Below are 22099 nucleotides of genomic sequence, written 5' to 3'. Positions count from 1 at the left end.
TATACATTTAATTTTAGTCAAATTTTAATTTTATCATGTTATACGTTCAAAATTAAATTTATAAAAATGGATTCTTTTGAAATAAATAAAATTGTAGCTGCAGTTCTAATGGTTGCACTTCTAGTTATTGGTATAGGAAAATTGTCTGATATAATTTTCTATGTAGAAAAGCCAGAAACACCAGGATACGCAGTAGATGTAGAGCAAGTATCTACTGCATCGTCTACAACAACAGCTGCTGCAGAAGAAAAAGTCGATATTGCTGCATTAATGGCAATGGGTGATATAGCTCATGGTGAAAAAGTTTTTAAAAAATGTGCAGCCTGTCACTCAATTGCAAAAGGTGGAAAAAATAATATTGGTCCTGCTTTGTATAACGTGGTTGGTAGGAAGGTTGGAATAATTGAGGACTACAAATATTCCAAGTCATTAGCATCTTACGATAAAGAGTGGACTCTCGAAGAGCTTAATGGTTATTTAACCAAACCTGCTAAATGGATCAAAGGAACAAAAATGGCATTTGCAGGATTAAGAAAAGAAAAAGATAGAGCTTCCGTAATTAAATATCTTAATGAAAATTCAGATAGCCCTATACCACTACCTTAATTTTCCAAAACAATATAACAGTATACTTTTTTGAACATGTACTCTGTTTAGAGCCTGTACCCATACATGAGATTTTTTTCCTAAGAAAATATCTTCAGTAACTTCATTCCCTCTAGGTAGACAATGTAAAAAAATGCAATTCTTTTTTGCAAAACTTATTAATTTTTTATCAATTTTAAATTTTTTAAATGCCTGAATTTTTTTCTTTTTATTTACTTTGTCATTTAACGAAATAACTTTATCGGAAAAAATTACATCTGCTCCACTAGCAGCTTTTTTTGGATCATTATAAATATAAATTTTTCTCTTATTTTTTTTAACCCAACTTCTTACTTCTTTTCCTGGTTCAAAGTTTTTTGGACAACCAATACTTAGCTTGAAAGAAAATTTAACTGAAGCAGCTATTAAACTATCCAACACATTATTTGAATCTCCAATCCAGCAAATATTTAATTTAGAAATAGGTTTTTTTGTAATTTCCTCAACTGTAAAGACATCTGAAAGCACTTGGGTTGGATGAGAGGACGGGCTCAAACCATTAATCACTGGGATAGACAAATATTTTTTAAAATCTTCAATTTTTTTATCACTATCTGTTCTCAACATAAATCCGTCGCCATAAGTTGAGAGAACCTTTGCTGTATCAGATATACTTTCACCACCTTGTCCTAAATGAAGTTCATTGGATCTGAGCGTTACAGTTCCTCCTCCAAGCTGTTTTATTGCTAAATAAAAACTCATTCTTGTTCTCAAACTTGGTTTTTCAAACATTTGGATCAATATTTTACCTTTTAACGGGGCACCTTTGTCTGTCTCTAATGTATTAAGTTTTTTTCTAGAACTTTTTCTTTTTTTTGCATCAGTAATTATTTTTCTTAAATCTTTCCCAGGAATATCTTTTAAATTTATAAAATGTTTCATTATTATTTAAATTGACTACAAACTTTATTTATAATTTTTAAAGCTTCATCAATCTCACTTTTTTTAACATTAAGAGGAGGTAAAATCCTTACAACATTTTCTGCAGCGCGAATAGTTAATAATTTATTTTCCATTAATTTTTTAATAAAATTTGTCTGATCTTGGTGTAACTGTATCCCAATTAAAAAACCTCTTCCTCTTATTTGTTTAATAATACTAGGATATTTTTCCTTAATCTTGTTTAGGTTTAATAAGAAATATTTAGATAGTTTTTTTACATTATTTAAAAACTTTTTATTTGAAACTATATCCATCACTTTATTACCAACTGACATAGCTAATGGATTGCCTCCAAATGTAGATCCGTGAGTTCCAGGCACCATGCATTTGGCTACTTTTTTATTCATAAGAACAGCTCCTATTGGAAATCCACCTCCAATTCCTTTAGCTATTGGAACTACGTCTGGTTTTACTTTAGATTTTTCAAATGCAAAGAAATCGCCTGATCTACCTATTCCACATTGAACCTCATCTAAGATTAAAAGAATTTTTTTCTTATCACATAATTTTCTAAGCTCTTTTAAACAGAAGTCTGGAATAACTTTTATTCCTCCCTCTCCCATGATCGTTTCAACCATTATAGCTGCAGTATCTTTTGTAATTTTCTTTTCTAATGATTTGTGATCTCCAAAAGCAAAATGATCAAAACCTTTAACTTTAGGACCAAATCCTTCGGTCATCTTCTTTGATCCACTCGCATAAATTGTAGCTAATGTTCTTCCATGAAATGAATTCTTTATACACAAAATTCTATTTTTATTTGGTTTACCTATTGAAAAAAAATATCTTCTAGCTACTTTAATAGCTGCCTCTGTAGCTTCTGCTCCACTATTTTGAAACATCACATAATCAGCGAATGTTTTTTTGCATAGTTTTTTTGCTAAATTTTCTCCTTCTGGAATTTGAAAAGCATTTGATACATGCCAAAGTTTTTCAGATTGTTTATTGATTGTTTTTACTAAACCTGGATGAGCATGACCTAAAGAATTAACCGCAATACCCATCACAAAATCAAGATATTTTTTTCCATCAGTAGAGTAAAGATAGCTTCCCTTGCCATACTTAAATGAAATTTTTTTTCTGTTATAATTTTTTGCTAAATTGCTCATAAATTAAATTTGTTTTTATAAATTTTATTTCATAGATACAAGTTATGATTGAAAACCTGAGTAAATCTAGGTTAGGCTTTTATTGTTGATAACTCTAATTTATTGGTTGTTTCAATTAAATTAATAACAGTATATTGTCATTTTATAAATAATTAACACAACATATAGATATGAGTTGGACCGAGGAAAAAGTTTCAAAATTAAAGGAATTGTGGGGCAAAGGTAATACAGCTAGCCAAATAGCTGAAATTATAGGTGGCATAAGTCGTAATGCTGTGATTGGTAAAGCTCATAGACTAAACCTTTCGGCAAAAATCAAAACAAGAACTGCTACTTCTAATAAAAATTTCGAAAATTCAATTCAGCAGAATAACGTTCAATCAAAAAGAGGTCGTAAAAGTAAATTTAAATCATTAATTATTGAAAAAGATTTTGAACCAGAAAATCCTAAACAATTAGAAGAGTTGGATGAAAATTCATGCAAGTGGCCAATTGGTCATCCAGATGAAAAAGAATTTTATTTTTGTGGCAGATCCTCTTTAAAAGATTTTTCTTATTGTAAACTTCATTTACTTTATGCTTATCAACCAAAAGGTAAAAAAGAAGAAGTTATGGAAAAAGAGGAAGTTCCAGAATTTATTGAAAAGAAAATTCAATCTGCTTAGAGTCTTAACTCGTTTTAATATCTATATCATCTGGATTGTATTTTTCTGTGGAAAATTGACCACCTTCCCTCCACATATAGCAATATTTCTTAACTTCATCATCGAAGTATTTCAAACTTGGCACGCCTATGTCTGAATTAGATTTATATTTTCCAGATAAAACATTATCATATTTTAGAAGTTTTAATTGATCTCTAGTCAAAAGTGGTTTCGGCATTATTTCAAAAAATCTCGCTGACATTTGTGCTATTAGTAAAGGGATTGGTATCAACAGTCTTTTCTTTCCCATTAAATTTAATAATTTTTCTAAAATTTCTTTAAATGAAATTATTTCTGGACCAACACATTCAATTATTTTGGAATTAAAATTATTATTAATTACATTAAAGATAACATCTGTTAAGTCAGAACAATGAATTGGTGCAAACTTAGTTTTGCCCTCATAATAAAGTGGAAATATTGGTAATCTATTCAAAAGAGTCATAAAATTTGTGGTAAAATTATCATCAACTGAATAAACAATAGATGGTCTTATAATTGTTGCTAAAGGAAAATTTTTTAAAATTCTTACCTCTCCTTCTAATTTACTCTTAGCATAATCGGAATCTGTAGCCTCATTTATTCCGAGTGCTGATAAATGAATAAAATGTTTAAGTTTGTATTCTTTTGAAAGTTTAGATAACAAAGAAGGGAAAATAGCGTGAATATTTTTAAACGTATTTCCTGTTTTTGATTCAAATAAAATACCGATTAAATTTACACATATATCTGCTTTTTCGAAAAGCTTTCTAAGTTTTTGTTCCTCAAAAATATTAGACTCCACTATATCTATATAGCCAGCATTTGCCTGGGTTTTAATGATATAACTTTTTTGATGAATGTTTCTTGTTACAACAGTTACTTGATAATTATTCTTTGTAAGCTTCCTGATTAAATTTCTACCAATTTGACCACTTCCACCAAAAATTAGACAATTTTTTGCTTTCATATATATATGTTTAAAAATGAGTAATAATATTCATCTCCATAAAAACGATCTACCAGATGATTTAAATTTAGGCAATATAATTGCCATAGATGGTGAGTTCATGGGTTTAAATGTCAGACGTGACCCTTTATGTTTAATTCAAGTATCTTCAGGTAAATCAGATGCTCATATAGTACAATTTGATAGAAAAAATTATCACGCTCCTAATTTAGTAAAGATATTGAGCGATGAAAATATTACAAAAATTTTTCATTATGGTCGGGCAGATATTGCTCATATTAAATATTATTTAAAAACACAAACTAACAATATTTTAGATACAAAAATTGCATCAAAACTGGCAAGATCTTATTCTGATAATCATTCATTAAAAACATTAATTAAAGAATTTATTAATATAGATATTAGTAAACAATTTCAGAGTTCAGATTTTGGAGGTGAATTAACACCAGCACAACTTAAATACTGTGCTAACGATGTAATATATTTGCATCGTATACATGTTGAATTAAATAAAATACTAGAAAGAGAAAATAGATTACAACTTTATAAAGATTGTTTAAAATTTTTAAAAACAAGAGTTGATCTTGATCTTGCATTATTTAAAGATGATATCTGGTCACATTAATGAATAGAAAAAAATTCATATCCGAAGCAAGTAATGTAATTAATCTTGAAATTAAAGCTCTACAAAAGTTAAAAAAAAGTATAAACAACTCTTTTAGCAAAGCAGTAATCAAGATAGCAAAATGCCAATCAAAAGTAATTTTATGTGGAGTCGGCAAAAGTGGTTTAATTGCATCTAAAATTGCTGCAACTCTTGCTTCTGTAGGGACTCCGTCATTTAGCCTTGCTGCTAGTGAAGCTTCTCATGGAGACCTTGGAATGATATCAAAAAATGATATTTTGATACTAATTAGTAATTCTGGAGAAACAAATGAGCTAAGAAATATAATCAAATTTGCTAATAGAAATAAAATACTTTTGATAGCAATTGTCTCAAAAAAAAATTCAGTTTTACACAAAGCAGCTGATATAAAACTTTTAATTCCTCAAGTAGTTGAAGCAGAAGGTATAATACCAACATCCAGCACAACCTCTCAACTTGCTTTAGGTGATGCTCTGGCAATTTGTTCAATGAAGTATAAAAAATTTGGAAAATTAGATTTTAAAAAACTACATCCAGCTGGTAGTCTTGGTGCTAAACTTAGAACTGTTGAAGATATTATGTTAAAAGGAAATAAAATTCCCTTTATTAATGAAGATCTGAATATGAAAAAAGGTTTACAAATCCTAACTAAAAAAAAGTTAGGATTGTTAATTGTTCAGGATAAACAAAAAAGAACAAACGGTATAATTACTGATGGACAAATAAGAAGATTCAATGAAAAAAAACAAAATCTTTACGATACAACTGCTAAAGAAATTATGACTAAAAATCCAATAACAATAGAAAAAAATGCTCTTGCCATAAAAGCATTAAGTTTAATGAATGAAAAAAAAATTACATCTCTCTGTGTCCATGAAAAAAAAAATAAAAGAAAAACTATTGGAATTCTACATATTCATACTTTACTTCAATCAAGTATTCATTAATGAGATTTTTTAGTATTAAAAGTTTATTAATTTCGTCATTAATATTTTTTATCGTAATATTATTTTTTATTCATTATAAACAAAAAATTTCTAATAATGTAACTTCTGATGTTCAAGACATAGAGAGCTACTCTATTAATTCAAATATAATTAAAGATATTAAATATTCTTCCAAGGACTTAAAAGGAAACCAATATATCATAATTGCTGATGAAGGAGAAATTGATTTTAAAAATACGGATGTAATTTTTTTAACTAAAGTTACTGCATATGTTAATCTTATTAAGAACAATGAAACAATTAAAATTACCTCTGATTTTGGAAAATATAATACAATAAACTTTAACACAATTTTTTCTAAGAATGTTAATGTAGATTACATTGACAATAATTTAAAAGGCAATTATTTGGATTTTTCAATGAAAAATAATTTATTAATTATCTCAAAAAATGTAATTTATACAAATCCTCAAAATATTTTAATGGCTGATGTTGTAGAATTAAATACAATAACAAAAGATACAAAAATATTTATGCATAATTTGGCTGAAAAAGTTGAGGTAATCGGTAAAAAATAATATGGCAATAATAAAAAAATTTAGAATTAAATCATTTAAAAGAATTGACACAATCATTGAGTTTAAAGATGTATCTCTTTCTTACGGGAATAGATTGATATTGGATAAAATAAATTTTAAAATAAATAGAAACTCAATACATGGTATGTTGGGTCCAAATGGAGCAGGCAAAAGTACAATTTTCAACTTAATAACAGGATTAATTAAACCAAAAAGTGGTTGTATTAAAATTTTTGGAGAAGATGTTACCAATTACCCAATCTATATTAGAACTAAAAAGTTTAAGACAGGTTTTTGCCCACAGTATGGTGGTTATTTCAGTGATCTAACTCTTCACGATAATCTTAAAGCAATAAGTGAAATTGTTATTGACAAAAAGAATTTTAGAACTGAAAAAATTAATTACTTAATATCTAAGTTTGAATTTGAAAACTTAAAAGATATTAAAGCAAAATTTTTATCAGGAGGACAAAAAAAAAGATTAGTTATAGCTTTAGCACTTTTAAGTGAACCTAAAGTACTATTGCTAGATGAAGTTTATGCGGCACTAGATGTTTTAACTATAAAAATGTTACAAGAAACTATTGTAAACTTGCAGCAAGAAAGTCAAATAACAACCTGTATTTGTGATCATCAAGCTCGAGATCTTCTAGCAACATGTGATGTGGCAATGATTTTAAATAACGGAAAAATTATTGCTCAAGACTCACCAACTAATTTGGTTAACAACATTGAAGCTAAATCAGCATATTTTGGTGAATCTTTTAGTTTAAAATAATTGAGAATGCAAAATACAATTATTTTAAAAAAAAAAGTAAAAAGTTTTAAAAAAAAAATATCTGTACCTGGTGATAAAAGTTTAAGCATAAGATGGGTTTTATTCTCATCACTGGCGGATGGCAATTCGATTGCAAAAAATCTTTTAATGTCTGAGGATGTCTTGGCTGCAATAAAAACTATAAGGAAATTAGGTATAAAAGTAATCATAAAAAATAAAGAGTGTGTAATTTTTGGAAAAGGAATTGATGGCTATAAATATAAAAAAAACCTTACTATAAATGCTGAAAATTCAGGTACACTTGGAAGGCTCATTCTTGGTCTATTAATTAATTCTCCAGAGCCAATAAATTTAGTTGGAGATAAAAGTTTATCAAAAAGAGATTTTAAAAGAGTAACAGATCCTTTAAGCAAATTTGGAGCAAAATTTAAATTAAAGGGTAATAATTTTTTACCTTTAAAGATTTTTGGATCATCTAAACTTAAACCAATTAAATACATAGAAAACAAAGGTTCAGCTCAGTGCAAAAGTTCAATTATTTTTGCAGCAATGAGAACTGATGGAACAACAACTATTAGGGCAAAAAAATCAAGAAATCATACTGAGCTATTATGTAAACATTTGAAATTACCAATAAGTATTAAAAATAATAAAAATTTTGATGAAATTAAGATAAAAAAAATAAAAAAAATTAATACTTTAAATTATAATATACCATCTGATATTAGTTCTAGTGCATTCTTTATTGTTCTAACTGCGTTAGCTAAAAATTCTGAATTGACAATTAAAAATGTAAATATAAATCCATCAAGAATTGGTATCATAACTATTTTAAAAAAAATGGGAGTAAGAATAATATTCAAAAATCAAAAAACTTACAAAGGTGAAAAGAAAGCTGATATAAAAGTAATAAGTGCCAAAAATATAAAAGCAATTAATTGCCCACCTAAATTAAATAGTGGTGCAATTGATGAATTTTTAGTTATATTTTTAGTTGCTGCCAAAGCTAAAGGTGTTTCTTATTTTAAAAATCTAGGTGAATTAAATCATAAAGAAAGCCCAAGGTTAAAATGGGCTGAAAAAATTTTGACAAATTTAGGAATAAAAACAATCACAACAAGTGACTCTATTAAAATCTATGGTAATCCTAATTTAAATTTAGATTTTGATAAAAAAATTATAATTAAAAATTATTTAAAAGATCATAGAGTTTTTATGACATGTGTGATAGCAGCTTTAAGTTTTGGTGGAAAATGGACTATTCATGATAAAGATTCTATTAACACCTCGTTTCCAAATTTTTTAAGAATTATTGAAGATTTAAAAATTGATTAAAAGAAAAAATATTTTAAAAATTGCAATTGACTCACCTGCTGCAGCAGGTGCTGGAACTTTAGCAAAAGCTATTTCCAATCACTATAATCTATTTTACCTTGATACTGGAAAAATTTACAGATTTATTGCTTATCTAAAAATTAAACACCCAAAAAAATTTAATAACAAATTTATAAAATCAAAAATTAAATTATTAAAAATTAAAAATCTTACTAACAACAATTTATTGTCTGATGAAGTTGGAACGGAAGCTTCTATAATTTCTAAAATTAAATCTATAAGAAAAATGGTCCATTCTTTTCAAATCAATTTTGCATATAACCCGCCTAAAAAATATAAAGGTTCTTGCTTAGATGGTAGAGATATTACATACAATATTATTCCTGATGCTGACTTTAAATTTTATATAACTGCAAGTTTAAAAACAAGAGCATTAAGGAGATATAAAGAATTAAAAGGGCTAAAAAAAAAGATAACGTATCTAGAAGTCTTAAAAAGCATTAAAAAACGCGATAAAAGTGATTTTAAGAGAAAAATATCTCCATTAAAGAAAACAAAAGATTCACTATTGATTAATACGACAAACCTTAATAAAAGGTCATGTTTTTTAAAAATAAAAAAAATAATAGACAGGAAAATAAATAATTAATGGAAATTTACAAAGATCTATCTAATCCAGCATCTCAAGAATTCGAAAAATTACTAAGTAGTCAGCTCTCAAAAGTTCAAATAGAAGAAGGTAAAATAATTGAAGGTAAAATAAATAAAATTACGGAGAAATTTGTATTTTTATTTGTTGAAGGTCTAAAATCAGAACCAGTTATTGATATTAATGAATTAAAAAGCATGGGTCTATCTGAAAAAATTAAAGTTGGAGAAACTATACCTGTTTTACTGGAAAAAATTGAGGATAAACATGGTGAGGTTTTGGTATCTGCAAGTAAGGCTCAAAAAATTAAAGGTTGGGACAAATTAGTAGAAGCATATGAGAAAAATGAACCTATAATGGGAAAGATCACATCTAAGTGTAAAGGTGGATGTATAGTTGAGCATATAGATACAGGTTCACTAATGTTTTTACCAGGATCTCAAATTAGCGACAAACCTCTAAAAGATATAAGTCATTTAATGAATGAGCCACAGAAATTTGCTTTAATAAAATTAGATAAGGTGCGAGGTAATGCTTGCGTATCAAGGAGAGAAATAATTTCGTCTTTCAAGAAAGAAGATAAAGCAAAAATAGTGGAGAAATATAAAGTTGGAGACATTATAAAAGATGCAGAAGTAAAAGGATACAGTTCGTTTGGATGCTTCTTTAATGTTAACGGCGAATTAGATGTATTGGTACATCTACAAGAGATTTCTTATTCAAGAGTTAATCATCCTGATGAGGTATTCAATATAGGAGAGAAACACGACCTAAAAGTTATAAGTGTCGATAAAGAAAAATTACAAGTTGGATGTTCTGTCAAACAACTATCTCCAGATCCTTTTGAACATATAGAAAATTATGAATTAAATAAAATTTATAAAGTCAAAGTTGTTAAATTAATGGATTTTGGTGCCTTCTGTGAACTTGAACCAGGACTAACGACATTACTTCACTCTAGTGAACTCAGTTGGACTAAGAAAAATATTTCAGCAAAAAAAATGTTTAAAGTTGGTGATGAAATAGATTGTGTGATTACTGAAATTGACAAAGATAAAAGACGTGTAGCTATTTCACATAGATTAACTCAAGATAATCCTTTTGAGATTTTTGAGAAGAAATATCCAGTTAGTACAATTGTTGAAGGAGAAGTTGTAAATAAAAATGAATATTCTTTATTTGTTAAGATTGCAGATTTAGATATTGATGCTTTTTTACATTGTAATGATTTAACATATTTAAATAGTGGTGAAGAAGAACTGTCTAAGTATAAAAAAGGTGACAAGATTAAAGTTAAAGTGTTAGAAATTAAATCTTCTGAACAAAAAATTCGAGTTGGTTTAAGACAAACTCAAGCAGATCCATTTGACTGGTTTAAAGATAAATCAAAAAATCAAACGATAACTGTTAAGGTTGTTTCAACTGATAATAAAGGACTTATAGTAAGACCAGAAGGCTGTGAGATGGATTTCCAAATTAAAAAATCTGCTATAGCAATTAATGCTGCTGATGCCAGACCAAGTAGATGGACAGGTGGTGAAAAATTAGATTGTGCAATCGCAGATTTGGACATGAATAAGAGAAAAGTAACATTAAGCATTAGATTACTTGAGGAAATTGAGAAAAAAGAAGCTCTTGAAAAATATGGATCTGAAGGTTCTGGTAAAAACCTACCTTTTTCATCATTATCTGAAGATTTAAAGAAAAAAGAAGAAGAGAAACAATAATTTAAGTATATTTAAATTGGCTATTGTAAAATCAAAGCTTTTAAAACAACTTTCTAACAACTACCCAAATTTCTTAAAAAAAGATTTAAAGAAATTTACTGATATAATTTTAAATGAGATAAAAAGATCACTTCGTAGAGGAGACGGAGTTGAATTAAGAAATTTTGGAACATTACGAGTTAAGACTCAAAAAGCCTCTATAAGAAGAAATCCAAAAACTGGCGAAAAAGTTGCAGTTCCTGAAAAGAAAGTAATATCATGGAAAATGAGCAAGGAAATGTTTAAAAAGATCAATAATGAAGAATAAAATTATATTCGTTGCATGTGATGCTTCAAATTTAAATCAAATAAAGAAAATTCTTAAAAATATTAATACAAAAAAGTTAAAAATTATTCCAAAATTTGGATTACAGTTTTTTTACTCAAAAAATGGAAGAAAATTTTTAGAAAAATATAAATCAGATTTTTGGTTAGATTTAAAAATAAATGATATTCCACAAACTGCTCTTTCTGCAGTTGATAGTTTGAAAGATTTAAAAAAATGTAAATACATTACTGTGCATGCAAATGGTGGACTTAATATGCTTAAAGCTATCAAGGAAAAAACTAAACAAATTAATAAAAATTTAAAAGTACTCGGAGTTACTGTGTTAACTAGTCTTAATAATAGATCGTTAAAGGAAATTGGTCATACTAAAACAGTTGACCAAATAGTTTTAAAGCAAGCTGGTATTGTTAAAAAATCAGGATGTGATGGGGTAGTTTGTTCTGCAATAGAAGCAAAAATGATTAGGAAAAAATATAAAAAATTTTTAATTATAACTCCTGGTATCAGATTGCCAGGTGATAATATGAATGATCAAGCTAGAGTAATGACTCCAAAAGATGCTTTCAATAATAAAGTTTCAGGAGTGGTAATTGGAAGGTCTGTTACAAAAGGTAATATTAAAAATAATATTCATAAATTAATCGATCATTTAAACTGATGATCAAGGGTTGTAAAATCTGTGGGATCTCAGATCTAAATACTTTGAACTTTTTAATTAATCACCCTCACCCACCAACATTTATAGGATTTATTTGTAATTATCCAAAAAGTTCAAGATATGTTGAATATGAAAATTTAAAAAAACTTTTAAGCATTAGTTCAAAAAAAAGTTGCTATGTTGCTGTTCTGGTAAAACCAAATATAAATATTTTAGAAAAAATTAAAAACTTACCTTTTGATTACTATCAATTATATGATTGTACACCAGAGGAAATAAAAGAGATAAAAGAAAAATATCAAAAGAAAATTATTACGGCTTTCACAATAAAATCAAAGTCTGATTTGAGTAATTATAAATTATATTCTGATCATACTGATATTTATTTATTTGATAGTAAGGGCTACGAAAAAAGTCAGTCTTTTGATTATAACTTGATTAAAAAAATCAAATTAAATAAGGAATTAATGATTGCTGGAAATATTCAATACAATGAAGAGCTAAAAAATTTCAAAAATTTGGCAAATTTTATAGATTTATCTGGTGGTGTAGAAACATCTGGATTAAAGGACCTATCCAAAATAGAATTTTTTTTAAATAAAGTTAATGAAATTAAAAATGAAGCTTAAAAAAGGTGTTCCATTAATTGATCAACACGATCAACAAGGTTTTTGGGGAGGAAAATTTGGAGGTAGTTTTATACCTGAAACTTTAAAAAAACCAGTAGAGGATTTAACAAATGAATTTAAGAAACTTAGAAATAATAAAGCCTTTTTAAAAAAAAGAGATTATTATTTTAAAAATTATATTGGATCTCCTACCTCTTTTGTGAAATTAGAAAATTTATCCAATCATTTAGGCGGAGCTCAAATTTGGGCAAAAGTAGTTTCTGAAGCAAATGGAGGTGCGCATAAAATCTATAATGCCACTGTTCATGCACTAATTTGTAAAGCTATGGGTAAAAAATATATCGTTGGCGATACTGGTGCTGGATATGCAGGAAAAATGTTAAGTATGGCAGCTAAAAAATTTGGACTTAAATGTAAAATTTTTATGGGTGCTAAAGACATTAAAAGACAAAAACCAAATTGTGACGCTATGAGAAAAAACGGTGCAGAAATAGTACCAGTTTATTCTGGAAGTCAGACTTTAGTTGATGCAGTGAGTGAATGTATGCGATATTGGGTATCTAATTGTGATAATACACACATGTGCGTTGGTAGCACTGTTGGACCGAATATCTTTGTAAAAATATGTGGTTGGTCAACTGCGCAAATTTCTAGAGAATTAAGAACACAGCTAAAAGAAGAATTTAAAAAAATTCCAAATAAAATCAAATTAATAAATTGTGTTGGAGGTGGTAGTTCTGCATATGGATTTTGGAGTGAGTTTATTGATTTTGATAAAAAACAAATAGAATTAATTGGGGTAGAAGCTGGAGGTCCTAAAAAATCTAAACTTCATGCAGCACCACTAAGTAGAAATGAAAAAGTTGGTATTTTACATGGAGCAGCCTCATATGTTTGTCAAAATAATGAAGGACAAATTAATGACACAGAATCTATAAGTGCTGGTTTAGATTATCCTGGAGTTAGTCCTATTCATTGCTTTTTAAAAGATACTAAAAGAGCACGATATACTTATGCAACAGATGAGGATGCACTTAATGCACATGTAATGGTAACTAAATTTGAAAAACTTAATCCAAGTTTAGAACCAAGTCATGCTTTTGCTGAGGCAATAAAAATTGCTCCAAAATTAAGCAAAGATACAATTATAATTGTTAACTCTTGTGGTGATGCAAAAAAAGATAGAGATATTTTAAGAGAAAGATTGGGAAAACATTAATGAGCTCTTTACTTAAAAAAGCTTTTTTAAATGCAAAAGAAGAAAACAGACCTGCCTTACTGACTTATACAGTTGCAGGTGATAATACTAAAAAAAAATCTTTAGAAATTCTTAAGTCTATTTCGGACTATGCTGATATTTGTGAATTGGGTTTTCCTCACAACACTCCCATAGCTGATGGAGGTCAAATCCAGACTAGTGCCTATAGAGCAATTAAAAATGGTATAAAAATTAACGATGTATTTTCAATTGTGAAAAATTTTAAAAAATCAAAAAAAAATACTCCAATTATACTAATGGGTTATTACAATATGATATTTCAGTACAATGAAAATAAATTTTTAAATAAATGTAAAAAATCAAAAGTAGATGGACTAATTGTTGTAGATTTGCCTTATCCTGAAAACAAAAGTTTTGCATCAAGATGTAAAAAGAATGGAGTGAATTTTATACAGCTGGTCTCACCTACTACTTCTCAAATTAGATTAAAAAAAATAATAAAAGACTCGCATGATATGGTTTATTATATAAGCATGTTGTCAACTACAGGAGGTAAACTAAAAGTTTCCCCAAAGAAAATCTTGGAAAGATACAATAAAATTAAAAATCAAAATAAATCAAAAAATGTGGTGATTGGCTTTGGTATTACAGAAAAGACGATTAAATCTCTTAAAAAAGCTGATGGTCTAGTAGTTGGTAGTGCGATATGTAAGGAAATATCTAAATCAATTAAAAGAAGACAAAATACTGTCACAAATGTTACTAATATCGTTAAAAGATTAAGAAATAAAATTCAATGAACTGGATAACCAAAATTATTAAAGCAGGTGAAAAGATAAAAACTGCTATACGTGAACGAGCTACTAAAGAGGATATCGCGAAAAGTGAATGGACAAGTTGTTGTCGTGGACCAATTCTAAAGAAAGATTTAGAAGCAAACCTTTGGGTATGTCCAGATTGTAATAAGCATCACAGAATTAAACCAAAACAAAGATTTGATATTTTGTTTGGAAAAGACAACTATGAAGTTTTTAAAACACCCATTCCAAAAGATGATCCTTTAAATTGGACAGACTCTAAATCATACAAAGATAGATTAAAAAGTGCTCGTATGAAAACTGGATTAGATTGTGGAATGATGGTTGCATCTGGGACAATCAATAATATTAAAATAACAGCTGTTGCATCTGATTTTGACTTTTTAGGAGCTTCAATGGCTGCTGCAGAGGGTGAGGCATTTTTATATGGAATTCAACATGCAATAGAAAATCAAACACCATTTATATGTATAAGCGCTGGTGGAGGAATGAGAATGATGGAAAGTTTAATTTCATTGTCTCAAATGACAAGAACTACACTTGCAATTAATGAATTAAAGAAAAATGGTTTACCCTACTTGGTTTGTATTACAGATCCAACTGCAGGAGGAATAACTGCTTCCTATGCAATGTTAGGAGATATTCATATTGCAGAGCCAGGTGCTTTAATTGCATTTGCAGGTGCAAGAGTTATTCAAGGAACAGTAAAAGAAGAATTGCCTGAAGGTTTTCAAAAAAGTGAGTATGTTGAGAAAACTGGGTTTATTGATTTAATCGTAGAGAGAAGAGATCTAGCATCTAAAATAGGAACTTTATTATCAATATTGTTAAAACAAAATTCTGCTATAAGTTCTGAGCAAAATGAAACTTCAGAAGATACTCAGCAATTTTCAAAAGTTGCATCCTAAAGAAATAGATTTATCTTTAGATAGAATTCAAAATCTTTGTAAAAAATTAGGAAATCCCCAAGGTAAAATTAAGGCCATATCAGTTGTTGGAACTAATGGAAAGAACTCTACCATCCAGGCTATTTATGCAATTCTTAAGGAAGCAAATTTAAAATGCAATGTTTATACGAGCCCACATATACAAAAAATTAATGAAAGATTTGTATTTAATAATCAGGAATTAAATGACGAGGAATTAGCTGATTTATTAGAAGAGGTTGAAAAAATTAATAATAACGATCCAATAACTGTTTTTGAAATGTTATCAGCTTGTTTTTTTTATAAAGCTGCCCAATATCCTGACAATATCAACTTAATAGAAAGTGGTTTATTCCACCGTTTTGATGCTACTAATATTTTAAAGAGTAATCTTGCAAGTATAGTAACCTCTATAAGTAAAGATCATCTCGACTGGCTACCAAAAGAAAATCAAACAATAGAGCAAATTGTTTTTGAAAAAACATCTGCTTTACTTAATTCAAATATTTTTATCGCTAAGCAAAATAAAAAAGAGACAATGGAATGTATTAAAAAAACTATAAAAAATAACTCTTCAAATAAGTTTTTTTTTAATGAGGACTTTAGTTATTCAATTCAAGAGAATGGTTTTTTTTACTATAAGGATAAATTTGGAGGTTTAAAACTTCCGCTACCAAATGTTCTTGGTCAGTTTCAATTAGAAAATATATCAACTGCTATTGCAACTATAAGAACTTTAAATCTTGGAATTGAAGATACTGAAATAGAAAGTGGTATTCAAAATATTCATAATCTTGCAAGATTACAGGAAATTAAATCTGGAAAACTAAAAGAACTTGTAAAAAATAATACATTATTAGTTTCTGGAGATCATAACCCTGATGGAGCTAGAGTTGTAAATGAATACCTCCAAACTTTAGATTGTGATATACACATAATCTTAGGTATGATGTCCAACAAGGATCATAATGAGTATATTGGTTATTTTAAAAATATCTCAACCTTGACCACTATTGATATTCCAAACCAACCTAATTCAATTGGCGGAAAAGACTTAAAAAATAAACTAAATTCATTCAAAAATGTTCAGTACAAAGAGGATATATTTGATGCAATCAAGTCTATTTCGGTCAAGAAAAACGATGTAATTTTAATTACAGGTTCTCTTTATCTAGCTGGAGAAATACTTAATTTAAATTAGATATTTTTTTCTAAAAATTCTTTCATGTGGCTTTCAGGTACTCCACCAACTTTTCTATCTACTTCAACACCTTTTTTGTAAATAATAACAGTTGGTACACCTCTTATGCCAGCAGCACTTCCAGCGTTTATTCCACCATCTTCTACATCAGCATAATAAAAACCAGCTTTACCTTTGTATTCATCGGCTAATTTATCCATCACTGGTTTTAAAGCTTTGCAAGGACCACACCAAGCAGCTGAAAACTGAATTACTGAAACATCTTCATTTTTGATTTTACTATCAAAATCTTCATCTTTAAAATCTATAAGCATAGTTCCTTTCTATAAATTAAAGTTTTAAAGTCAACTATGCAATTTCATATTTTTTTTCAATAGACATAATAAATTCATTTATTTCATCTAATTTTTTAAGTTCTTCCTCATCATCTCTATTAGATGCTTGATCTCTTAAGGTGTCTATTTCAGTATATGCCATTGCTATAGTTTGCCACTTTTCTCTATTTTTACTTAAAATTCTTCTAGCTATCTCACTTTTAATATTTTTGTATAAATCAGGTGGTAATACGTGGGGTGCTTCTTGGTAAATAATTTTTTGTCCAAACCATGCACATCTGTTATCTTGAAATTTATCTAATAATCTTAATTTATCTTCCCATGATGAACTGTGCCAAGTTTTGAATAAAGCAGTATCTTTGTTTGGAACAAATTTCTCATACAAAGTCTCCTCAGGAAGTAAATCTTCTTGGTTTTGAGTTTGTGCCTTTTCTTCTGCAGCTTCTCTATTAATGATTTGAATATTTTTGCATAAGTTTTCACTAGATCTAACTAATTTAGCTCTTTTTAGAATTGTTTCTAAATCTAGATCTGCATAGGCTTTTTCTTTTAATGCAAATTTTTTATCTAATACAACAGGCGCCTTATTTGTTTTTATAACTCTTAGAGCTTTTGGACTGATTTTTTTTAGATTAGCTTTAAGCTCATTAACTGACATGTTTAGAAAAGGCTCTGGATCTCTTCTTAAATCCCATAGATATCCCCATGAAGCATAAGATGGATGAAAACAATGTTCTGGATGTAATGTTGATACTAAATACATCATATTTCTTCCTTTAACATTTTCAAAAATTGAATAAATACCTTCTCCTTTTAAAATAGATTCCACACTACTCTTTGTAGAGGTAGTTAAAAATTTTTCCCAATTATCGTTATGCTTTTCTTTTATAATTCTTAAAATTTTTAAACTTGTAAATGCATCATGATATGCAGTGTGTTGTTGTGAAGTATCAAATCCTTGTTGTCTTGCTAAACCTTCAAGAGCAAGACTTTCATTTCCAGCATCTGTTAGTTCTGTTTTTAAAGTTTCAGAATTAATTGTTTGTGCAGCTCTTGCAACATGAAGACCGTCGTGTTCTTTATTTGGAGACGAGTGAGTAATATAAGGATATCTGTTACCTTTAAAAAAATTAAAATGAAACATACGTCTATCAAAATTTAAGTTACTCCATCCCATGAATAATGCTGGTGCAGCTTTTGAGAAGAAGTTTTCAACTGCTCCTAAGAATTCATAATGAGAATAGTTTCCTTTGGTAAGTAAATCTATACTTGTTGAGTTTACCAATAGAGCTTTAGCACTTGGTACCTCTCCTTCTGGCATTCTACCTCTGATATTTAACTTACCAATTTCATTTAAATTTTTATCAACAACAACAGCTCCAACCTCAATAATTGATCCCCAAATAGTACTATTAGTGGTTTCGGTGTCGTAGATTACAAATTTGTCCATATTTTCTTATATATTTTAAGTTAAATTAGATAGTTCATGAAATTTTTTTAATCTTCCTAAAAATAAATTTTGATAGATAACCAAATCATGTCCTTGAATTTTAAATTCTTGGAATAATTTATCTACAGTGCAGACCAAGATTACACAAGAAGTGATATTGGAGTTATACACAACATTATGAGCCAAAGAATACGCGCTGGTTTGTAATAACCATGAATCGATATACTCAGCTTTCTTTGGTTTATTACTTTGTTTAAAATCTATAATTGTTTCTCTTCCTTCATAAACTCCAACACAGTCAGCAGTGCCAGCATACTTATCTGGATAGTACAGTGTGCACTCAACACCCCATATTTCTTCTAATCTATTTTTTAAACCATGATCTATTATTTCTTTTGCCATCAATTTATATTGTTCATTATCATCAAAAAAACTTAAATTTTCTCTCCCAAGCAAATAAGATTCTAAGTAGTTATGCATCTGTGAGCCTCTACTGCTTGCTGCTTTCGTAATAGCTTCAGCTTCTTTATATCCTGTTCTCTCCCTCCAATTTGCTAAAGCTGCTTTATCCTCATCAGATTTAGTAACATCTAAAATTGAAGTAACACTAGGTAATTTTTCTTCTCCTAAAAGATATCTTCTAATACCATCAACAGTTGCTCTTGAAGATTTTGGATAATCATATTTACGATTCCATTGCATGAGATTTCTTATAAATGGTATTATCAAAAAAAAGAAATTAATTTTTAATTTGTCTCTGTTTATCAACAAATTTTTCAACGTTGTCTGTTTGTACAGCTTTCTCAACCTGCTCTGGATCTTTTATGCTTTCCAAAGTTCTATTTATTGATCTTGCATCTGTTCCAAATTTATCAACTACACCCATAGCATCTTCTAATTTTTTTCTAAGAACTACTATGTTGTCAAAGTGTTTTGAAAATCTTGTGCTTATTGTTTTTAAATGATTATAGATTTCAGTTGCACCCTTTTGAACTTTCAAGGATTGAAATCCCATGTGTAAAGATTGCAGATATGCTGACAAAGTATTAGGGCCACAGATTACAACTTTATATTTTTTCATTAATTCTTGAGTTAATAATTCTTTTGTACTTGGGTCTTGGTATTCAGTTAATTCTTTGTACAAACTTTCTGTAGGAGCATACACAATTGCAAAGTCAGTGGTTTTTGGTGGTACAATATATTTTTCATTTACACTTTTGGCTTTTGCTTTAAATGCAGTAGCTAATTTTGCTCTAGCATCTGCAACTAACCTTTTATCTTCCGCGTCATGACCATCGGTAATTGCTTTAAATTTCTCCACCGGAAAATGACTATCAACTGGAACTAAAACATCACCTTGTAGCTTAATAGCAAATTCTACATTCTCACTTGTATTTTCTTTCATTTTCACATTTGTCATGAATTGAGAAGCTGGTAGTAAATCTTTAATCAGTGCATCCAAACTAAACTCTGCAAGAGTTCCATATTTTTTAACTCCAGCCAAAATTTTTGTTATTCCTTCTTGGCTTTGGTTTAGTAGTTGAACTTGTTGATTAAAATTTCCGACTTTTTCATCTACTTTAGTTAAAGCTTCTGTCATATCTTTTGTTACTCCGGTAGACAGATTGTTAAATGAAGTGGACATTGCTCCAAGTGAGCTATTGATTGTTGTATTTAAGGTATCCTTTAAACTTGAGATTTCGGATTTTAAATTAACTATTTCTTCAGCTTCTTTATTTTCTTTTTGATCTTCAGGCTTAGATCTCAAATTTAAGTAAAGAATTGCCGAAACTACTCCAAGCAACAGAATTAAAATAACTAAAAATATAGCTTCCATGAATCACTTTATATCATATATAAAATATGTAATGGAATTATTATTAATATTTAAAATTATTATTGGTTTAGGGATACTAGTTGGTGTTTATGCAATTCTTCGAAACCTAGATATTATTAAAATTATTCTTATTTATTGGAAAGATTTAATTCTTAGAAAGTAATCTAGCTAAACTTTGAAGAGATTTATTTTTAGACGATGATTTAGATATCATCATACAAGCCTCTGATTTTAATATCTCACCATCTTTTAAAATTCTTAGATTATTAGCTTTTAAAGTTTCTCCTGTTGAAGTGATGTCAGAAATAATTTCTGATGAACCAGTAAAAGGATATGCCTCTGTAGCACCTAAACTATCTACTAATTTAAATTGAGTAACCCCTTTAGAAAATAAAAATTCTCTTGTTAAATTTGGATATTTGGTTGCAACTCTTAATCTTTTCTTTTTCTTATCTCTAAACTCAAATGCTATTTCCTCTAAATCAGCAATAGTTTGAACATCAATCCAAGGATCTGGAATTGCAACTACTAATGTAGCTTTCCCAAAATCATATTTTTTAATAACATTAATTTTCTTTTGAATATTTATTTCACTTTCCTTTAATAAATCAAAACCAGAAAACCCTAGATCTAATGAACCATCTCCAAGTCTTTCTATAATTTCTCTTGCATGAAGATATAAAATTTTAACATTTTTCTTTTGCTTAATTGAACCTAATAAATCTCTTTCTCCTCTTTCTGAAATTAGATTTAATTTATTTTTTTTAAATATACTCAATACATCTTTTCTGAGTCTGCCTTTGCTAGGAATACCTATTGAAATATTATTTAACTTGTTCACAATTCGTAACCATATTTGATTAAATTATCTCGAAATTTTAAATTTGCTTTATCAATCAGACCTTTTGTTAATAAATTTTGATATCTACTGTCTATTCCTAAATTAAAAAATTTAACTTTATTATTATTTCTTTTGTTTATAACAGCTTCATCAAATCCTTTTTCGTCTTCTAATTTACTTAAATTTTTAAAACTACAAGACTGAATAGTTTTTTTTGCTTTATCCAAGTCAAAGGATTCTTTGGAACTTGTTAAACCCGAAATGAAAGCTATAACTTTTTCAAAAGTTTTTAAAATTTGATTTTGTAAATCTTCATATTTTATTGTCATGACAGGAAACTGTTTACAGTCTGACCAACTTTTTTCATGAAAATTCCATGAACAAATAGCGTTGAAGCCTAAATATCTATCTTCAATTTTTTGAATTATTCCTTTGTTTTCAGTCATCATAAAATCAAATGCTTCTTCTTTTTCTATTGAATAATGATTTGCTAGTGATGAAATAATATTTCTTGGGTCTCTAACTATATGTATTGCTCCTAATGTATTACTTCTATTAGTAAAACTATGTCCATTAATTTTAACCATAGCATTATGTGTTTTAAAAAAACGAGTTTTTTTATCTTTGTTAATATTTTCTTGCTCAGCAATCCAATATTTAGATGTACTCACAGGAGATGAAAAATTGTCTTTATATTTTTTAAAATAAAAAGCACTAGGGTAACTATCAATTTCTTTAAGCAAATTAAAATCAAAGTTTCCATCTTCAGAAAAATAATATGATGATAACAAAGATCTCAACCAAGTGTTGCCACTTTTTGGATATGAAGCAAGCCAAATAATCAT

General features: G+C 28.3%; 26 protein-coding genes. 17 read left to right on the top strand and 9 right to left on the bottom strand.

Features of this window, described 5'->3' with window-relative positions; genetic code table 11:
• Positions 1 to 66 precede the first annotated feature (66 nt).
• The gene (locus tag ACQY31_RS05750; RefSeq protein ID WP_428079344.1) at positions 67 to 606 is read left to right on the top strand and encodes a c-type cytochrome; all 540 of its coding nucleotides are present in this window, start codon (positions 67 to 69) and stop codon (positions 604 to 606) included.
• Here the strand turns inward: ACQY31_RS05750 and argF are convergent.
• Both argF and ACQY31_RS05740 read right to left on the bottom strand, forming a co-directional pair.
• Complete coding sequence (gene argF / locus ACQY31_RS05745) at positions 598 to 1527, bottom strand: ornithine carbamoyltransferase (protein ID WP_428079341.1); 930 nt, start codon at positions 1525 to 1527, stop codon at positions 598 to 600. The genes ACQY31_RS05750 and argF overlap by 9 nt on opposite strands.
• Before the next feature lie 2 nt (positions 1528 to 1529).
• On the bottom strand, positions 1530 to 2696 hold the full coding sequence (locus tag ACQY31_RS05740; protein ID WP_428079336.1) for an aspartate aminotransferase family protein: 1167 nt from the start codon (positions 2694 to 2696) through the stop codon (positions 1530 to 1532).
• Between the two features lie 170 nt (positions 2697 to 2866).
• Here ACQY31_RS05740 and ACQY31_RS05735 point away from each other — a divergent pair, with 170 nt between their 5' ends.
• Entirely contained in the window at positions 2867 to 3361 is a 495-nt protein-coding gene (locus ACQY31_RS05735) for a GcrA family cell cycle regulator (RefSeq protein ID WP_428079334.1), read from the top strand.
• A 4-nt stretch (positions 3362 to 3365) separates the two neighbouring features.
• On the opposite strand, the gene ACQY31_RS05730 is transcribed toward ACQY31_RS05735, so the two are convergent.
• Entirely contained in the window at positions 3366 to 4349 is a 984-nt protein-coding gene (locus ACQY31_RS05730) for a complex I NDUFA9 subunit family protein (protein ID WP_428079332.1), read from the bottom strand.
• A 16-nt stretch (positions 4350 to 4365) separates the two neighbouring features.
• Here ACQY31_RS05730 and ACQY31_RS05725 point away from each other — a divergent pair, with 16 nt between their 5' ends.
• The 14 genes from ACQY31_RS05725 to ACQY31_RS05660 are packed head-to-tail and all read left to right on the top strand — an operon-like array spanning position 4366 to position 16791.
• Positions 4366 to 4977 carry a ribonuclease D gene (locus ACQY31_RS05725; RefSeq protein WP_428079330.1) on the top strand — a complete coding sequence of 204 codons (612 nt, stop codon included), beginning with the start codon at positions 4366 to 4368 and terminating at the stop codon, positions 4975 to 4977.
• Entirely contained in the window at positions 4977 to 5945 is a 969-nt protein-coding gene (locus ACQY31_RS05720) for a KpsF/GutQ family sugar-phosphate isomerase (protein WP_428079328.1), read from the top strand. The genes ACQY31_RS05725 and ACQY31_RS05720 overlap by 1 nt, the downstream gene beginning before the upstream one ends.
• Entirely contained in the window at positions 5945 to 6523 is a 579-nt protein-coding gene (locus ACQY31_RS05715) for an LPS export ABC transporter periplasmic protein LptC (RefSeq protein ID WP_428079326.1), read from the top strand. The genes ACQY31_RS05720 and ACQY31_RS05715 overlap by 1 nt, the downstream gene beginning before the upstream one ends.
• 1 nt (position 6524) lies before the next feature.
• Positions 6525 to 7301: an ATP-binding cassette domain-containing protein gene (locus tag ACQY31_RS05710; protein WP_428079324.1), complete on the top strand. Its 777-nt coding sequence runs from the start codon at positions 6525 to 6527 to the stop codon at positions 7299 to 7301.
• A 6-nt stretch (positions 7302 to 7307) separates the two neighbouring features.
• On the top strand, positions 7308 to 8636 hold the full coding sequence (aroA, locus tag ACQY31_RS05705) for a 3-phosphoshikimate 1-carboxyvinyltransferase (RefSeq protein ID WP_428079323.1): 1329 nt from the start codon (positions 7308 to 7310) through the stop codon (positions 8634 to 8636).
• Entirely contained in the window at positions 8629 to 9285 is a 657-nt protein-coding gene (cmk, locus tag ACQY31_RS05700; protein ID WP_428079321.1) for a (d)CMP kinase, read from the top strand. Before aroA ends, cmk begins: the two co-directional genes overlap by 8 nt.
• Positions 9285 to 11012, top strand: coding sequence for a S1 RNA-binding domain-containing protein (locus tag ACQY31_RS05695; protein ID WP_428079319.1), 1728 nt, complete (start codon positions 9285 to 9287; stop codon positions 11010 to 11012). The genes cmk and ACQY31_RS05695 overlap by 1 nt, the downstream gene beginning before the upstream one ends.
• Positions 11013 to 11028: 16 nt before the next feature.
• Positions 11029 to 11319 carry an HU family DNA-binding protein gene (locus ACQY31_RS05690; RefSeq protein ID WP_428079317.1) on the top strand — a complete coding sequence of 97 codons (291 nt, stop codon included), beginning with the start codon at positions 11029 to 11031 and terminating at the stop codon, positions 11317 to 11319.
• Positions 11309 to 11998, top strand: coding sequence for an orotidine-5'-phosphate decarboxylase (gene pyrF, locus ACQY31_RS05685; RefSeq protein WP_428079315.1), 690 nt, complete (start codon positions 11309 to 11311; stop codon positions 11996 to 11998). Before ACQY31_RS05690 ends, pyrF begins: the two co-directional genes overlap by 11 nt.
• Positions 11998 to 12627, top strand: a complete 630-nt coding sequence (locus ACQY31_RS05680) for a phosphoribosylanthranilate isomerase (RefSeq protein WP_428079313.1) — start codon at positions 11998 to 12000, stop codon at positions 12625 to 12627. Before pyrF ends, ACQY31_RS05680 begins: the two co-directional genes overlap by 1 nt.
• Positions 12617 to 13846: a tryptophan synthase subunit beta gene (gene trpB / locus ACQY31_RS05675; protein WP_428081196.1), complete on the top strand. Its 1230-nt coding sequence runs from the start codon at positions 12617 to 12619 to the stop codon at positions 13844 to 13846. Before ACQY31_RS05680 ends, trpB begins: the two co-directional genes overlap by 11 nt.
• A complete protein-coding gene (gene trpA, locus ACQY31_RS05670) occupies positions 13846 to 14646 on the top strand; it encodes a tryptophan synthase subunit alpha (protein ID WP_428079311.1) in 801 nt (266 codons plus the stop codon). The genes trpB and trpA overlap by 1 nt, the downstream gene beginning before the upstream one ends.
• Entirely contained in the window at positions 14643 to 15572 is a 930-nt protein-coding gene (locus tag ACQY31_RS05665) for an acetyl-CoA carboxylase carboxyltransferase subunit beta (protein ID WP_428079309.1), read from the top strand. Before trpA ends, ACQY31_RS05665 begins: the two co-directional genes overlap by 4 nt.
• The gene (locus tag ACQY31_RS05660) at positions 15526 to 16791 is read left to right on the top strand and encodes a bifunctional folylpolyglutamate synthase/dihydrofolate synthase (protein WP_428079308.1); all 1266 of its coding nucleotides are present in this window, start codon (positions 15526 to 15528) and stop codon (positions 16789 to 16791) included. The genes ACQY31_RS05665 and ACQY31_RS05660 overlap by 47 nt, the downstream gene beginning before the upstream one ends.
• Here the strand turns inward: ACQY31_RS05660 and ACQY31_RS05655 are convergent.
• From ACQY31_RS05655 to ACQY31_RS05640, 4 genes are read right to left on the bottom strand one after another with little or no spacing between them, the layout of a single operon-like run.
• Positions 16788 to 17105, bottom strand: coding sequence for a thioredoxin family protein (locus ACQY31_RS05655; RefSeq protein ID WP_428079306.1), 318 nt, complete (start codon positions 17103 to 17105; stop codon positions 16788 to 16790). The genes ACQY31_RS05660 and ACQY31_RS05655 overlap by 4 nt on opposite strands.
• Before the next feature lie 34 nt (positions 17106 to 17139).
• Positions 17140 to 18576 (bottom strand): exonuclease domain-containing protein, encoded by a 1437-nt coding sequence (locus tag ACQY31_RS05650; protein ID WP_428079305.1) that lies wholly within the window; start codon positions 18574 to 18576, stop codon positions 17140 to 17142.
• Between the two features lie 15 nt (positions 18577 to 18591).
• Positions 18592 to 19278 (bottom strand): hypothetical protein, encoded by a 687-nt coding sequence (locus tag ACQY31_RS05645; RefSeq protein WP_075506062.1) that lies wholly within the window; start codon positions 19276 to 19278, stop codon positions 18592 to 18594.
• A gap of 37 nt (positions 19279 to 19315) precedes the next feature.
• Positions 19316 to 20413, bottom strand: coding sequence for a DNA recombination protein RmuC (locus tag ACQY31_RS05640; RefSeq protein ID WP_428079303.1), 1098 nt, complete (start codon positions 20411 to 20413; stop codon positions 19316 to 19318).
• Positions 20414 to 20444: 31 nt separating this feature from the next.
• Here ACQY31_RS05640 and ACQY31_RS05635 point away from each other — a divergent pair, with 31 nt between their 5' ends.
• Complete coding sequence (locus ACQY31_RS05635) at positions 20445 to 20576, top strand: hypothetical protein (protein WP_256998081.1); 132 nt, start codon at positions 20445 to 20447, stop codon at positions 20574 to 20576.
• Here the strand turns inward: ACQY31_RS05635 and hisG are convergent.
• A complete protein-coding gene (gene hisG / locus ACQY31_RS05630; protein ID WP_428079301.1) occupies positions 20559 to 21254 on the bottom strand; it encodes an ATP phosphoribosyltransferase in 696 nt (231 codons plus the stop codon). The genes ACQY31_RS05635 and hisG overlap by 18 nt on opposite strands.
• A complete protein-coding gene (locus tag ACQY31_RS05625; protein WP_428079299.1) occupies positions 21251 to 22099 on the bottom strand; it encodes a sulfotransferase domain-containing protein in 849 nt (282 codons plus the stop codon). The genes hisG and ACQY31_RS05625 overlap by 4 nt, the downstream gene beginning before the upstream one ends.

It is taken from the genome of Candidatus Pelagibacter sp. (assembly GCF_965262185.1).
GTDB lineage: Bacteria > Pseudomonadota > Alphaproteobacteria > Pelagibacterales > Pelagibacteraceae > Pelagibacter.
The sequence above is the reverse complement of the archived record's forward strand: the minus strand, read 5'-3'. Positions and strand labels throughout refer to the sequence as shown.

Bases quoted from the DNA above. Each gene is read 5' to 3' on its own strand.
- aroA (WP_428079323.1), top strand. From the start codon at position 7,308: ATGCAAAATACAATTATTTTAAAAAAAAAAGTAAAAAGTTTTAAAAAA.
- ACQY31_RS05725 (WP_428079330.1), top strand. From the start codon at position 4,366: ATGAGTAATAATATTCATCTCCATAAAAACGATCTACCAGATGATTTA.
- trpB (WP_428081196.1), top strand. From the start codon at position 12,617: ATGAAGCTTAAAAAAGGTGTTCCATTAATTGATCAACACGATCAACAA.
- ACQY31_RS05730 (WP_428079332.1), bottom strand. From the start codon at position 4,349: ATGAAAGCAAAAAATTGTCTAATTTTTGGTGGAAGTGGTCAAATTGGT.
- trpA (WP_428079311.1), top strand. From the start codon at position 13,846: ATGAGCTCTTTACTTAAAAAAGCTTTTTTAAATGCAAAAGAAGAAAAC.
- ACQY31_RS05625 (WP_428079299.1), bottom strand. From the start codon at position 22,099: ATGATTATTTGGCTTGCTTCATATCCAAAAAGTGGCAACACTTGGTTG.
- ACQY31_RS05720 (WP_428079328.1), top strand. From the start codon at position 4,977: ATGAATAGAAAAAAATTCATATCCGAAGCAAGTAATGTAATTAATCTT.
- ACQY31_RS05635 (WP_256998081.1), top strand. From the start codon at position 20,445: ATGGAATTATTATTAATATTTAAAATTATTATTGGTTTAGGGATACTA.
- ACQY31_RS05715 (WP_428079326.1), top strand. From the start codon at position 5,945: ATGAGATTTTTTAGTATTAAAAGTTTATTAATTTCGTCATTAATATTT.
- ACQY31_RS05665 (WP_428079309.1), top strand. From the start codon at position 14,643: ATGAACTGGATAACCAAAATTATTAAAGCAGGTGAAAAGATAAAAACT.
- ACQY31_RS05695 (WP_428079319.1), top strand. From the start codon at position 9,285: ATGGAAATTTACAAAGATCTATCTAATCCAGCATCTCAAGAATTCGAA.
- argF (WP_428079341.1), bottom strand. From the start codon at position 1,527: ATGAAACATTTTATAAATTTAAAAGATATTCCTGGGAAAGATTTAAGA.
- ACQY31_RS05710 (WP_428079324.1), top strand. From the start codon at position 6,525: ATGGCAATAATAAAAAAATTTAGAATTAAATCATTTAAAAGAATTGAC.
- ACQY31_RS05660 (WP_428079308.1), top strand. From the start codon at position 15,526: ATGAAACTTCAGAAGATACTCAGCAATTTTCAAAAGTTGCATCCTAAA.
- ACQY31_RS05640 (WP_428079303.1), bottom strand. From the start codon at position 20,413: ATGGAAGCTATATTTTTAGTTATTTTAATTCTGTTGCTTGGAGTAGTT.
- ACQY31_RS05645 (WP_075506062.1), bottom strand. From the start codon at position 19,278: ATGCAATGGAATCGTAAATATGATTATCCAAAATCTTCAAGAGCAACT.
- ACQY31_RS05680 (WP_428079313.1), top strand. From the start codon at position 11,998: ATGATCAAGGGTTGTAAAATCTGTGGGATCTCAGATCTAAATACTTTG.
- ACQY31_RS05740 (WP_428079336.1), bottom strand. From the start codon at position 2,696: ATGAGCAATTTAGCAAAAAATTATAACAGAAAAAAAATTTCATTTAAG.
- ACQY31_RS05650 (WP_428079305.1), bottom strand. From the start codon at position 18,576: ATGGACAAATTTGTAATCTACGACACCGAAACCACTAATAGTACTATT.
- ACQY31_RS05750 (WP_428079344.1), top strand. From the start codon at position 67: ATGGATTCTTTTGAAATAAATAAAATTGTAGCTGCAGTTCTAATGGTT.
- ACQY31_RS05735 (WP_428079334.1), top strand. From the start codon at position 2,867: ATGAGTTGGACCGAGGAAAAAGTTTCAAAATTAAAGGAATTGTGGGGC.
- ACQY31_RS05655 (WP_428079306.1), bottom strand. From the start codon at position 17,105: ATGCTTATAGATTTTAAAGATGAAGATTTTGATAGTAAAATCAAAAAT.
- pyrF (WP_428079315.1), top strand. From the start codon at position 11,309: ATGAAGAATAAAATTATATTCGTTGCATGTGATGCTTCAAATTTAAAT.